This window comes from Nostoc sp. CALU 546 (assembly GCF_048836525.1).
Genome location: NZ_JAWJTF010000045.1, coordinates 53,555 through 66,413, shown reverse-complemented (window position 1 = coordinate 66,413; position 12,859 = coordinate 53,555). Strand labels below are relative to the sequence as shown.

Below are 12,859 nucleotides of genomic sequence, written 5' to 3'. Positions count from 1 at the left end.
CCTCTTGCTCAAACTGACCAAGAACACGAGTGATGGTAACACGAGTTGAACCGAGCATTTCTGCCAAGTCTTCATGAGTCAGACGCATATCTATTAAACGTCCCTTCTCAACTTCCGAACCAAACTTTTTGGATAACCATGTCAACAATTTGATGAGCATAGTATCCACTTTTTTATGGCTACGAATGATCATCAATTCTTGAGCCTGTTGAATATGGGCAAGTAGAGTTTCTGTTAGTTCAGTCCACTCTTCTAAAGGTAAGACTGTTGCCTCCACTTTAGTTAGGCATTCCATCTGATAAGGTTCTATTTTTGACAAAGTTCTGCCAACGACATCTCCAGGACCCCACAAGCCCAGAGCGACAGTCGTACCATCTTCCAGATAGGTAAAAGTTCGGACAAAACCCGTTTCAATCTTCCAAAGTCCGTTTTGATGCTCTGGTAAAAATGACCTACGGGCAAAAAAATGCTTAGTATTATTACTGGTGGAGCTAGATAAGCTTGTGTACAAAGACACCATGTTATTTAAGAGCTATTCTCCGATAAACTAACCGTAGTATTATATTTATATCAGGTTTTAAGAACCTATGGATATTTTAAAGAGGGGAGTGAGGGAGAAATAACTAATTCCAAATGCCCCATGCCCGAATGGCACTAAGATAAGCCCAAAGTTTTGTATTGCCTCCAGGCTGGGAACCAGCTAGGACATGGGCTATATCTTAACTGAGTGTCATTCGCCCAATTCCCAATGCCCCAAAGGGGGTTCCGATTTCCCCAATCCCTGAATCAGGAAATCCGGACTTTTTCTTGATCACAGACTACTATTTTTAGTCGCATAAACGCATAATAGAAGTGTGACTGATCTGTTCGCCCCTTTACAATCTCTCAAACAAGGTGACTGGTTCAAGCTGATCTGCGGAGCCAGCTTCCAGCATTTGCCGGCAGTCAGAAATTTAACGTTAGCCTATACTTTGGCGGGCGCTGACTGCATAGATGTTGCAGCTGATCCAGCGGTGATTGCAGCAGCGCAAGCAGGGCTACAAGTAGCCAAATCTCTGGCTATGGATGCCCAAAAGCGAGGCTTTGGCAAAAGAGGCAACTCACCCTTTTTGATGGTTAGCCTGAACGATGGAGAAGACCCCCATTTTCGGAAAGCAGAATTTAATCCTAGTGAATGTCCTACAGACTGCCCTAGACCCTGTGAACGGATTTGCCCTGCACAAGCAATTGTGTTTAACAGTAGAAAAGAAGACTTTTCGGGAGTAGTATCCGAAAAGTGCTATGGCTGCGGTCGTTGCATACCAATTTGTCCATACGATATGATCTATACATCATTGTATGTGTCAACGCCGGCAGCGATCGCGCCGTTGGTAATGTCAACGGGAGTAGATGCCGTAGAAATCCATACAAAAGTTGGGCGGTTGGCAGAATTTGAGCAATTATGGCAAGCAATTTCACCGTGGGCCGATCAACTAAAGTTACTAGCCATCAGCTGTCCCGATGGCGAGGGGATGACTGACTACCTGAGAGCGCTGTATGACCTGATTGCCCCACTAAAGGGTGCTTTAATTTGGCAGACCGACGGTCGTCCTATGAGTGGTGATATTGGCGATGGCACTACAATAGCCGCGGTGAAATTAGGGCAAAAAGTTTTGGCAGCAAAGTTACCGGGATATGTGCAGTTAGCAGGCGGCACAAATAGCTATACCGTTGCTAAGTTAAAGGCAATGGGACTACTCAGCGATTTGAGATTGCCGATTTTAGATTTTGGATTAGAAGACACCAATCCCCAATCTAAAATCCAAAATCCAAAATCCAAAATTTCTGGGGTCGCCTACGGTAGCTACGCCCGCGTACTGCTGTCACCAATTCTCGAACAGTTAGAGAATAAGGAGGTAAGTAACACTAATGTGAAGGCGACTGTTCGCCTAGAAGAAGATGACATATTACTTTGGCAAGCTGTAGAACTTGCCCATTCTCTCGTTTCCCAGATCAAGTCACAGCAGGAGCTTTAATCGCTCGTTCGGAAAATGCCCAGGGCGGGTTCTCCTGCACGCAAATGTCCTCGCTATCTCTCGCATAGAAAGCATGACGATTACAGACGATCTCCAAAAGTTATTAGACATTTTGCCCCAAGACCTGCGACAAGTACTAGAGAGTCATCCCAAACGAGATATTTTAGTAGAAGTGGTCTTGGATTTGGGTCGTCGCCCAGAGGCTCGCTTTCCCAATCAAGCTGAGTATCTGAGCGAAGTACCTGTTACTCAAGAACAGATAGATGATTGCATTCAACGAGTCGGAATCTTTGGCGGAGATAATCGGGCAGGAATTGAGCAAACTTTGCATCGGATCAGTGCCATCCGCAATCGCACGGGTAAGATTATTGGCTTGACCTGTCGCGTTGGTCGGGCGGTATTCGGAACCATTGGCATGATCCGCGATTTGGTAGAAACAGGTAAATCGATTCTCATGCTGGGGCGTCCAGGCGTAGGCAAAACTACCGCCTTACGGGAAATTGCCCGTGTTTTAGCAGATGATCTGCATAAGCGAGTGGTAATTATTGACACCTCCAACGAAATTGCTGGGGATGGTGATGTTGCTCACCCCGCTATTGGTCGCGCTCGGCGGATGCAAGTGGCTCATCCAGATCAACAGCATCAGGTGATGATTGAGGCAGTGGAGAACCACATGCCAGAAGTTATCGTCATTGATGAAATTGGCACAGAACTGGAAGCTTTAGCGGCTCGTACCATTGCGGAACGGGGTGTACAGTTGGTAGGTACTGCCCACGGGAATCAGATCGAAAATCTGATTAAAAACCCCACCTTGGCTGATTTAGTTGGGGGTATCCAAGCTGTGACACTGGGAGACGACGAAGCCAGACGCCGGGGCAGTCAAAAGACTGTTTTGGAGCGGAAAGCCCCTCCTACCTTTGAAATTGCTGTGGAAATGTTGGAACGCCAACGCTGGACAGTACACGAAAGTGTTGCTGACACCGTAGATAATCTATTGCGGGGGCGTCAGCCTAGCCCACAAACGAGAACCGTTGATGACCACGGCAAAGTCGCGGTCACAAGGCAGTTAGCTGTTGTTAACGGTCGCGGTGGACAGCTAGGGACAGTGGAGGATTCTTTCCCACCGGCGCGGGCGTCTAATGGCTGGCGTTCATCTGGACAAATGGTAGCACTGCCGCAATTGCCTGTAGAGCGGGTAACTGGACGCAGTGAGTTTGACCGTTTGCTGGATGAATCCTTCAATTATTCTGAAAGCATTGATTTGGATGCTGCTACAAGAGTGCCAGGGCCCAATGGTGAAGATTTGCCATTGCACGTTTACCCTTATGGCGTTAGCCGCCACCAACTGGAACAGGTAATTAGTGTGCTAACTTTGCCCGTGGTATTGACAAAAGATATAGATAGTGCTGATGCAATTTTAGCACTGCGATCGCACGTCAAAAACCACGCCAAATTACGCCAAATGGCTAAAGCGCGTCATGTACCCATCCACATGATTAAGTCCAGCACCATTCCCCAAATCACCCGTGGTTTGCGGCGCTTATTGAACATCGATGACCCAGAAATGGCCGATGACCGAGAACTGCAACTATTTTTGCATAACGGTAGCGATGATGAGATGGATGCTTTAGAAGAAGCTAGACTTGCTGTTGAGCAAATTGTGATTCCGAAAGGACAGCCAGTCGAGTTATTACCGCGTTCTCCCCAAGTCCGCAAAATGCAACATGAGTTGGTAGAACATTATCGCCTCAAGTCGCATAGTTTTGGCGAAGAACCAAATAGAAGATTGCGGATTTATCCGGCGTAATCTCACCCCCAGCCCCTCTCCAAAATGGAGAGGGGAGTATAGAAAATCAAGGGTGTGGTTTTGAATGTAGACATCTCCAGAAATTAAATATGCATTATCCAGAAGCCTTGTAAAGAAGTATTAGCAATACTACGTCTTTACACTCTTTTTCACCAAATTTTACCTCAATATCCTCATGGAAGAACATGTGGAAAGGTGGTGAGAGTTTAAAAATATTCATCAATCATTATTGATAAAATAGATTAGGATAAATGTCTATTTTGTTTAGCTGTCAGTTGTAAGTTTGAGGCTTGATATCCGATTTTTACTGGTTACTGAATACTGTTTATTACTTACTGATTCTGCGAGGAGTTATGCTGCTAACTGAAAATCGCGCTGATCGAGTAGTTCTCTACAATATCAGTTGGCAACAATTTGAAAATTTATTACTCGATTTAGGTGAAACCCGTGCAGCTAAGGTAGCTTATGATGATGGCACATTAGAGATTATGACACCATTACCAGAACATGAATATTACAAAGAAATAATTGGTGACATCATCAAAGATACGGCTGAAGTTTTAGAACTAGATTATGAGTGTTATGGCTCTAGTACCTGGAAACGAGAGCTAAAAAAGGCAGGAATAGAAGCCGATAATTGTTTTTATTTCCAAAATGAAGCACTAATTCGAGGTAAGCTCAAGTTTAATTTAAATCAAGATCCTCCTCCCGATTTGGCTTTAGAGATTGATATTACTAGTAAATCTTTAGATCGCTTTCCTATTTATGCACGGTTAGGTGTGCCTGAAATCTGGTGTTATGATTCTGGGGAAATCAAAATTTATCAGTTACAAGGTGAAGAATATCTTCAAAGAGAGATAAGTCTAGTGTTTCCTAACCTGAACATCCACGAGATTCCTTTACTAATTGAAAGATATCGCATGGCAGGAAGACGAGTTTTCCGAGAAGCAATTAGGGAATGGGTAAGGGGACAGGTTGTTAAATAGGATACTTTCAAGATGTAAATTAATCAGGAAGTTTTGCTCCTAGTTAGCAGCTTTATTTTGCATAGCTAAATCTCTGAAAATATATATTCTAGGTTAGTATTCTCAATTTTTCATGTTATCTAAAAATTATAATGGCGTAATCCAATAAGTAATCCCACGGACAACTTGTTTGTTAAAACCAAACATAGGTAAATTCTCTTCAGATAAACCTACATAAGTCCAATGTGGAATATCATTTTCTACAGTTTGAAACCAACCATTTTGATTAAGAGCTTTTCTTTGTTCTTTACTACCTACGCGTAAATCAATTGCTAATCCCCAGAGATGTTGTGAAGTTCCAGGAGGTGCAACTAAACCGAGAATTTTTGTTTCTTTTCCCGCTTTCACTTTTGCCAAAACTTGATTGTTGGCATATTTATACCAAAATCTTAAGTTCGTGTTGAAAGTGCGAGTACAATCACCAGAACCATAACCAGATTTTAGCGGAATTCTTTGTAGCGATCGCGCTTTATTTAAAGCCTCAGCCGCCGACTTTTGTAAGTAACAGTCTCTAGTGCCATCGACATGACCCATTGTTAAAGTAGCTTGAAAATCTTGGGTTTCTTGTTCATTGGCAAAGATATGTTTTGGTGGCAGTTTCATCCCGATATCTTGATTTACAAAGACTGCACCATAAGCTCGTAACAAAATATATTCATAAGTACCAGGCTGGGGAATTGTGGTTAAATTTCTAGCGATCGCAGATAAAAAACGCTGTTGATGATTTAATTTTGGGTTGGGAATAAATGGTTCTGATATTGTCTCTTTAGAGGTATCTGTACAAGTTAATGAATCATTGCTCAAGCATCCGTTTAATGGTTGGGCAGTTATAGCAACTTTGTGATGGGTAATCTCATTGCTAGCTACTAATATAAAAATTATCAAGATAACTATACTAATGAAACTTATCTTTCTAACAATTCTATTAAGTGATTTTTTCTTTTTGAAGGTGAGTTTCATTTTTAAATAATTGCTTAGTTGATTTAAGTAAAATTAATTAATTTGTTGAAAATATTTACTATTACTGAGTTAGATAATAAAGAATAGAAATATAAATAAATCACTAATACTTGCTTAAAATTATGTACAACTTATACAAAATATTTCATGCATACTAATAATCAATTATTTTCTTTTGATTGCTAACCATGTGAACAATAGCTTTAAGCAGCAACCCGGAAAATTGCCATAAAATTTAAAAAATATAATCTTTTTTACTTAATACTCAAGTTTAAAAATAGAAACTTGTCTTTGAGTGAGTACTAGTAAATTTGATAACTTTTTTATTAGAAAGATACATCCATGAAATCACTGGAACAGTTAAAATTGAAAAGAACTCTAAGCTTGCCGATCCTGTAAGTATGACCATGCACAATTCCGTTGAATTTCAAGACGCTTTTGATGTCATAGTCGTCGGTGCAGGTCACTCCGGTTGCGAAGCGGCTCTCGCCTCTGCACGCCTCGGTTGTCGTACCCTGCTATTGACGCTCAACTTGGATAAAATTGCTTGGCAACCTTGTAATCCAGCAGTGGGTGGCCCGGCCAAATCTCAGTTGACTCATGAGGTAGATGCACTTGGCGGAGAAATTGGTAAAGTAGCAGACCGCACCTACCTGCAAAAACGTATCCTCAACTCTTCACGAGGGCCTGCTGTTTGGGCATTACGCGCCCAGACGGACAAGCGCGAATATGCAGCGGTGATGAAAAATATTGTTGAGAACCAAGAAAACTTGACAATCCGCGAAAGTATGGCAACAGACTTGGTGCTGGGCGCTAATGGTGAAGTCATCGGCGTTGAAACTTATTTTGGTGTAGGGTTCCAATGTAAAGCAGTTATCTTGACAACTGGCACCTTCCTAGGAGGCAAAATTTGGGTTGGGAACAAATCAATGCCAGCCGGACGGGCTGGAGAATTTGCGGCTGAAGGATTGACACAAACCCTAAATCGCCTCGGATTTGAAACCGGAAGACTCAAAACTGGAACCCCAGCACGGGTAGACAAGCGATCGGTGGATTATAGTAAAATGCTCATCCAGCCAGGGGATGAAGATGTGCGCTGGTTCAGTTTTGACCCAGAGGCGTGGGTAGAACGGGAACAAATGCCTTGCTACATCACCCGCACAACCGCCGAAACCCATCGCCTAATTCAGGATAATTTACACCTGTCGCCAGTTTATGGCGGTTGGGTGGAAGCTAAAGGGCCGCGCTATTGTCCCAGTATTGAAGATAAAATTGTCCGCTTTGCTGATAAGGAAAGCCATCAAATCTTTATTGAACCAGAAGGACGGGATATACCCGAACTTTATATCCAAGGGTTTTCCACAGGATTACCAGAAAATTTGCAACTACAAATGTTGCGGACTCTCCCCGGTTTGGAAAAATGTGTGATGCTGCGTCCGGCGTATGCTGTGGAATATGACTATTTACCAGCAACTCAGTGTTACCCCACACTGATGACTAAGAAGATTGCTGGACTGTTTTGTGCTGGGCAGATTAACGGCACCACAGGTTACGAAGAAGCCGCAGCCCAAGGGCTGGTAGCAGGAATTAACGCAGCTCGGTTTGTTCGCTCTCAAGAGATGATTGTCTTTGCCCGCGAGCAAAGTTACATTGGGACGCTACTTGATGACCTGTGTACCAAAGACCTACGGGAACCTTACCGGATGCTTACCAGTAGGTCTGAGTATCGCTTAATATTGCGTTCTGACAATGCCGACCAACGTTTGACACCCTTGGGAAGGGAAATTGGTTTAATTGACGATCGCCGTTGGGATATATTTACTCAAAAACAGGGTAATATCACCACAGAAAAACAAAGATTGCAAACTATACGAGTTAAAGAACATGATGAAATTGGAATAGCGATCGCATCTAATACCCAACAATTAATTAAAGGTTCCATTACCCTCAATGACTTGCTGCGCCGTCCGGGATTCCATTACGTTGACCTCGACAGGTTCGGATTGGGAAACCCCAACCTCAACCGCGCCGAGAAAGAAGGTGCAGAAATTGACATCAAGTATTCTGGTTATCTCGCTAGGCAACAAAATCAAATTGACCAAATTGCCCGCCAAGCGCACCGCCAGTTACCTGCGGATTTGGATTACACAACAATTGATACTCTTTCTAAAGAGGCACGGGAAAAACTGACTCACGTAAAACCACTCACTCTTGGTCAAGCTGCACGTATAGGTGGTGTAAACCCAGCGGATATTAATGCCTTATTATTATATCTAGAATTGCGTAGAAGCAAGAGCCAGTCAGAGTTTCCAGCTTTAGCCTAACACCAAGCTCATAAAGACTGAGTATAGTAGTAAGCGGGGGGATTGGTATGATAGATGACATAAACATTAGTACTGCCATCATCAAGAATCCCCAGATGAAAGTTGACTTTAATACCAACACTCGATCAACTCGTCTCAATAGGACGAGAATTGGATGTTTCATTAATAATCATAATTTCCAGGCAGTAGGGGCGGCGTTTCCCCGTCCTAGCAACAACCCAGAACGTCTATGTTAAAAGAAGCCAGCACCCGTCTCATAGTACCGGAACCATCAGAAGACTTAATCGCCAACGAGCCTTGGTCGATAGAAAACTATGCTGATGGCTTAATGGATGAACTCTTTGCCGATATCGACTACATTCTGGATGTTAGTGATAATCTGCCCTCTCAAACTGTTAGGCACACTAAGCAGAATAAATCGAGCCAGTCTTTTGCTAGGGTTTCTTCCCAATCGTCTACAGAATACGTGCCTCAGCAAACAGTTACGATACCGCAGATTATAGCCAACACACTGAACCAGCCAACACAGTCAGTTGCTCAAGATAATCATAAGCACTTGAGTACTGTTGTGTTTGACAGCGGCACTATTAAATCAGTTAGTAGAAAGCGTCAGAAAACTAGTCCTGCTTTGGGCAAACTGCTGATTGTCGGAACAACTTTAGGCGTGGCGATCGCTAGTATGATCTACCTGGTACAGTCTGGAGTCGTATATCTTTTAAACAGCAAATTGCCTGAGTCCGCGCTTTTAGTGCAGCAACCGCAATCGCAGTTGCCCGTCAAAACAGAAATTGAGGCAGAGTTAGTTGACTACATGCTGGGAGCGCTGGCAGTTATAGATAAGCAAGAAGCCAAAAGCAATCAAAAATCTGTCAGTCCGGGATTCTCCACTCAGGCAAATACTAACCAAATAGCCCTTGGTAACGGGCAAGCATCTGGTAATCTACCAGCAATTCCACTTCTAGCTAACAATACACCACCAGCCCCTAACCGTTCTGGAAACGTTGTTGAGCGCATCTACGTTCCCGTTTATCAAGCGCCGTCGCCAATGCGCTACGCCCTACCAGCGATTCCTGGGACTCCTAAACTTTTACCACAAGTTGCCAGTGCGTTACAGGCTTCTCAGCCTAATGTGGTGAAAAATGCCCTGAATACAGTGCGACAAGCTAGCAAGCCTGTAAGCGTTAATATGTTAGCTGCTGCTGTACGAGCCGAACTTAAACCTGTGGCTGGGAAAACTGCACCCATTACTGTGCGGCAAACACCCAAGCCTTTGCCTGCATTACCAGTAGTTCCATTGCGTGCAGCCCTCGCCCCAGAGTCAGAACCAACTATTACCCAGGAACAAGTATATCCGCCAACTGCGATCGCACAGGCTCCCACTAATACCTTAGAAGGATTGCTAGAGTTGGGCAATAAATCCGCCGCTTTGTTTAAAATCGATGGCGTGACTCGCCGCATCAATATGGGTGAAAGTATCGGCTCAAGTGGTTGGACATTAGTAGATGTTAGTAATGGCGAAGCTGTCATCCGGCGTAATGGAGAAGTGCGATCAATTTATGCAGGGCAGAAATTGTAAAAGTTCTTCTGTCAGCAACTCTTCCACGCACCAAACACCGGACTCTCTATTAGCTTCTGACTGGTGGGTTAATTTCAAAGTGAATATGATGATCGTGACCAATCATCTGGGTACAAAGCCCCTCTTGAATTAGCTTTTTATCGTTGAAGAAAACTGCCCCCGCCTTTACCAACTTTTGCTTACGAATAGACTTGAGAATAGCTCGCGTAGCATCTTGATCATATTCAGAACTCGACCAAAAAATGCCACCAAAAGCCCCATTATTTTTGGGTAAGTAAACATCGCACATCATGCCAGTTTCATGCCCTTGATGGTCGGGAGTATCGCCTCCATGAGGCAGACTAACATCGTTAATTGCAAAGAAAGCAGCTTTGGGATGAGTATTGCGATAACTATTTTGATAGTCTTGGGCAATTTCTTTGACCACATCAGCTAACCAGTGTGTTCCAAAATCGTGGTTATCTTGGGTGTCTTCCAGTTCACCGTTTACGAAACCATTACTAGGGTCGCTTTTTGGCATCAACTCCCACCGTGGTGCGTTAGCTGCTTGCAACCATCGATGAGTTATGCCACCAACATCAACTCGGCCATCACCTTTAAGAGTACTGCGACCAGCAATAATTGATTGAAATAATTTGATCGCGTCAAATAGTCCTCTGTCTCTGTCTGCACTGTTAGGATCACCTACCCATTTATAGCCTAGCTCATACAATCGCGCTTTAATAGCCTTAACATCATCATCTTTATTGACTCCGCCAATTCCTACACTACCACCGAGTTTAATTACCTTCGCTCCTGGTAAACTGGATGCTGTAGGTTGTTGAGTGTTCTCATCGTCCTTGTGATCGAAAGGAACGATAGCTTTAATTTTAATCTCTAGAGTTTGATCCTCAACAGCAATTATCATGGTGCGATCGCCTTCTTGTTTAAAGACTAAATCAAATTGCCATTTGCCATCCTGACTAATTACTACACTTGGAGCTGGAAATCTGTTATCGATCATCACCGATAAAATTTTGCCCCTGTCAGCTAAACGAGCTATACCTTCAACCCGGAAACTTTGTCCTACTTCCACTTCTTGAGGGGCACGAATTAGCTGTAGTTTTTCTACCGGGGCAATAACAACCACACCTGCATTAGCCAATAAATTCTGCGCCTCTGGAAGCAGATTTACAACTTTATTAACATAGTTAGGATCAGATGAATAGCCTTTACCCTTGAGAAAACCAAGGAAATTTTCTGGTGTATTGGTGTAATCTTCTAAACCTTTATAGGGAGTGCGGGTTAAAAACTTCCAATAACCAACAATAAAGGCATCAATATCTTGAAACTTACAAAATTCCACTTCTTCTAGCTCAGAAGGAACTTTGATTTTTAACGGTTCGGCAAAACCTTTCATGTCAGGATCTCGCCATTTTAATCCGGCAAAATTGTTAGCGTTGACAGCAAGATCACTTTGACCTCTAGAAGACTCTAGTAACCATTGAGCCAGAGTAACTTCTTTGAGAATTTGCCGATTGATATCGGTAACTTTGGCACTTTCAATCCCAACTTGTGTAAATACTGTTGCTAAATCTTTAATAAAATAGGTTTTGATTAAATCATCTAGTAATGACATAGCTTTGTTCCCTTAAAAAGTATTTGTAAATCCCCGACTTCTCTAAGATGTCAGGGATATATTCTAGGTGTCAATAAATGATTTATGAGGATATTTGAAAAGTCCTCTGGTCGGTAGCAAAACGTTTTAGATCCCCATAAATTCCCCTTAAAAAGGGGTACTTTGATTACGGCTACACACTTTTTAAGGGTGGTCATGGGGAATCTAAAAGTGCCTAAATTCACAGTGAAACACTTTTTAAACAACCTCTAAACTCGACTTTATCCAAAATTAAGAACTCAATTTTCTTTATCCGGCAAAACCCTGTTTTTTTGGCAAATACTTTTTCCACGTCACAGATTATCGGTGAAATATAAAAAGTAAAACTATTGCCCCACAAAGGTTTCAGTATCAGCTTGAGCGTTGTCAAAAAATGGAAAAAGTCGAGCTTAGATGTAATTAGTTAATCTTTTTCTATAACTTTACTATATCCGGCAAAAACAAAATGTTCATCTCTGTTTCCTTTACTTTTATCAGGCCACTTAACCCAATAATGGTTTTCCTCAAAACGGACATCTAAAACTGGGTAACTACCTGGCTCAATATCAAATACAGAATCTTTTGGCAGTTCTGATGCTTGTTCTGTAGAAGGTTTTAAAACAGTTTTTGTTGTGATTTCCAAAACGTATTTTTTATCAGATTTGAGTTCATCATCATCTGAGTCACCAATTAATCCATCTTTAATTGCCTCTGCCATTTTTTCAGCATCAAAGCGATCCATATCTACTTTGGCATCACAAAAGCAACATTCAATTAAAATAGCTGGCATTTGTGTATTCTTCAGAACAAAAAAACCTGCATTTTTAACTTTTCTATCATTAAATCCAAGCTTAAGAATCTCTTTTAAAACTGATTGAGCAATACCTTTTGATGTATTGCTAGTGGCGAAAATTTCTGCACCATTGACTTTAGTGTTGAATTTATTAAAGTGAATTGATACAAAGACGTTAACGTTATTATTATTTGCTTTATTGACTCGCTTTCTAAGAGAATCATTTACACTACTAGCGCTTGTAGGAGTGCAATCAACAACGGTATGACCTGCTGCTTTGAGTTTTTGAATCAGTAATGTCCCAACTGCTTTAGTTAAAGCATCTTCTTGTTTGATACCTGTTGCTCCTGTATCGTGAGGAGGGCAATTATGTCCGATGTCAATACCAAATTTCATCTGGTTGATTTCCTTTTTTGAGCTTGAGATGTATAAATGATTTCACTACACTGTATTAACCCAGATGCGATCGCACTGTCAGCCCCTACCTATCTTACTGGTATACAATAACGAAGTTGAAAGCTGGAAACTTACCATAATCGTTAAGGGATAAACGCAAATATACTGCTTAGACAGTCAGGGCTGTGAGTGATAACACGTGAGTACAGGACTTACGCAAAACAATAGCCGAAAAGCAGGGTATTACCCCAAAGCGCGTATAGTTTTGCGTAAGTCCTACAGTATGGACTGTAAAGAAGTCTAAATATATAAACAAGTTTGACCAGA

The 12,859-nt window shown here is 42.3% G+C and carries 10 protein-coding genes; 6 read left to right on the top strand and 4 right to left on the bottom strand.

The genetic code is table 11. The annotated features are described in order from the left end of the window. Nucleotides 1-520 (bottom strand): Crp/Fnr family transcriptional regulator (locus tag RRG12_RS21610; RefSeq protein ID WP_420760654.1); only part of this gene is annotated, 520 nt, incomplete at its 3' end. A gap of 334 nt (nt 521-854) precedes the next feature. Between RRG12_RS21610 and ldpA the strand changes: the two genes are divergently transcribed. From ldpA to RRG12_RS21595, 3 genes are all read left to right on the top strand, one after another. Further along, nucleotides 855-2,015: a circadian clock protein LdpA gene (gene ldpA, locus RRG12_RS21605; RefSeq protein WP_420758787.1), complete on the top strand. Its 1,161-nt coding sequence runs from the start codon at nt 855-857 to the stop codon at nt 2,013-2,015. Between the two features lie 73 nt (nt 2,016-2,088). Next, nucleotides 2,089-3,822 carry a R3H domain-containing nucleic acid-binding protein gene (locus tag RRG12_RS21600; RefSeq protein ID WP_420758788.1) on the top strand — a complete coding sequence of 578 codons (1,734 nt, stop codon included), beginning with the start codon at nt 2,089-2,091 and terminating at the stop codon, nt 3,820-3,822. Between the two features lie 353 nt (nt 3,823-4,175). Then, a complete protein-coding gene (locus tag RRG12_RS21595) occupies nt 4,176-4,808 on the top strand; it encodes a Uma2 family endonuclease (RefSeq protein WP_069071613.1) in 633 nt (210 codons plus the stop codon). Between the two features lie 126 nt (nt 4,809-4,934). Here RRG12_RS21595 and RRG12_RS21590 read toward each other — a convergent pair whose 3' ends face one another. Then, entirely contained in the window at nt 4,935-5,807 is an 873-nt protein-coding gene (locus tag RRG12_RS21590) for a D-alanyl-D-alanine carboxypeptidase family protein (RefSeq protein ID WP_420758789.1), read from the bottom strand. Between the two features lie 401 nt (nt 5,808-6,208). Between RRG12_RS21590 and mnmG the strand changes: the two genes are divergently transcribed. Genes mnmG through RRG12_RS21575 form a run of 3 tightly spaced genes read left to right on the top strand, consistent with a single transcriptional unit; the run spans nt 6,209 to nt 9,707 of the window. After that, nucleotides 6,209-8,131: a tRNA uridine-5-carboxymethylaminomethyl(34) synthesis enzyme MnmG gene (gene mnmG / locus RRG12_RS21585; RefSeq protein ID WP_420758830.1), complete on the top strand. Its 1,923-nt coding sequence runs from the start codon at nt 6,209-6,211 to the stop codon at nt 8,129-8,131. A gap of 47 nt (nt 8,132-8,178) precedes the next feature. Then, complete coding sequence (locus RRG12_RS21580; RefSeq protein ID WP_141699765.1) at nt 8,179-8,367, top strand: hypothetical protein; 189 nt, start codon at nt 8,179-8,181, stop codon at nt 8,365-8,367. Continuing rightward, nucleotides 8,361-9,707 carry a hypothetical protein gene (locus RRG12_RS21575; protein WP_420758790.1) on the top strand — a complete coding sequence of 449 codons (1,347 nt, stop codon included), beginning with the start codon at nt 8,361-8,363 and terminating at the stop codon, nt 9,705-9,707. Before RRG12_RS21580 ends, RRG12_RS21575 begins: the two co-directional genes overlap by 7 nt. A 49-nt stretch (nt 9,708-9,756) precedes the next feature. On the opposite strand, the gene RRG12_RS21570 is transcribed toward RRG12_RS21575, so the two are convergent. Both RRG12_RS21570 and RRG12_RS21565 read right to left on the bottom strand, forming a co-directional pair. Continuing rightward, nucleotides 9,757-11,325 carry a glucosaminidase domain-containing protein gene (locus tag RRG12_RS21570; RefSeq protein ID WP_420758791.1) on the bottom strand — a complete coding sequence of 523 codons (1,569 nt, stop codon included), beginning with the start codon at nt 11,323-11,325 and terminating at the stop codon, nt 9,757-9,759. 442 nt (nt 11,326-11,767) lie between these two features. Continuing rightward, complete coding sequence (locus tag RRG12_RS21565) at nt 11,768-12,532, bottom strand: N-acetylmuramoyl-L-alanine amidase (protein WP_420758792.1); 765 nt, start codon at nt 12,530-12,532, stop codon at nt 11,768-11,770. Between the last annotated feature and the right edge of the window lie 327 nt (nt 12,533-12,859).

Coding starts and splice junctions, on each gene's coding strand:
- RRG12_RS21580 (WP_141699765.1), top strand. CDS start 8,179: ATGATAGATGACATAAACATTAGTACTGCCATCATCAAGAATCCCCAG.
- mnmG (WP_420758830.1), top strand. CDS start 6,209: ATGACCATGCACAATTCCGTTGAATTTCAAGACGCTTTTGATGTCATA.
- RRG12_RS21595 (WP_069071613.1), top strand. CDS start 4,176: ATGCTGCTAACTGAAAATCGCGCTGATCGAGTAGTTCTCTACAATATC.
- RRG12_RS21565 (WP_420758792.1), bottom strand. CDS start 12,532: ATGAAATTTGGTATTGACATCGGACATAATTGCCCTCCTCACGATACA.
- RRG12_RS21570 (WP_420758791.1), bottom strand. CDS start 11,325: ATGTCATTACTAGATGATTTAATCAAAACCTATTTTATTAAAGATTTA.
- RRG12_RS21600 (WP_420758788.1), top strand. CDS start 2,089: ATGACGATTACAGACGATCTCCAAAAGTTATTAGACATTTTGCCCCAA.
- RRG12_RS21575 (WP_420758790.1), top strand. CDS start 8,361: ATGTTAAAAGAAGCCAGCACCCGTCTCATAGTACCGGAACCATCAGAA.
- RRG12_RS21590 (WP_420758789.1), bottom strand. CDS start 5,807: ATGAAACTCACCTTCAAAAAGAAAAAATCACTTAATAGAATTGTTAGA.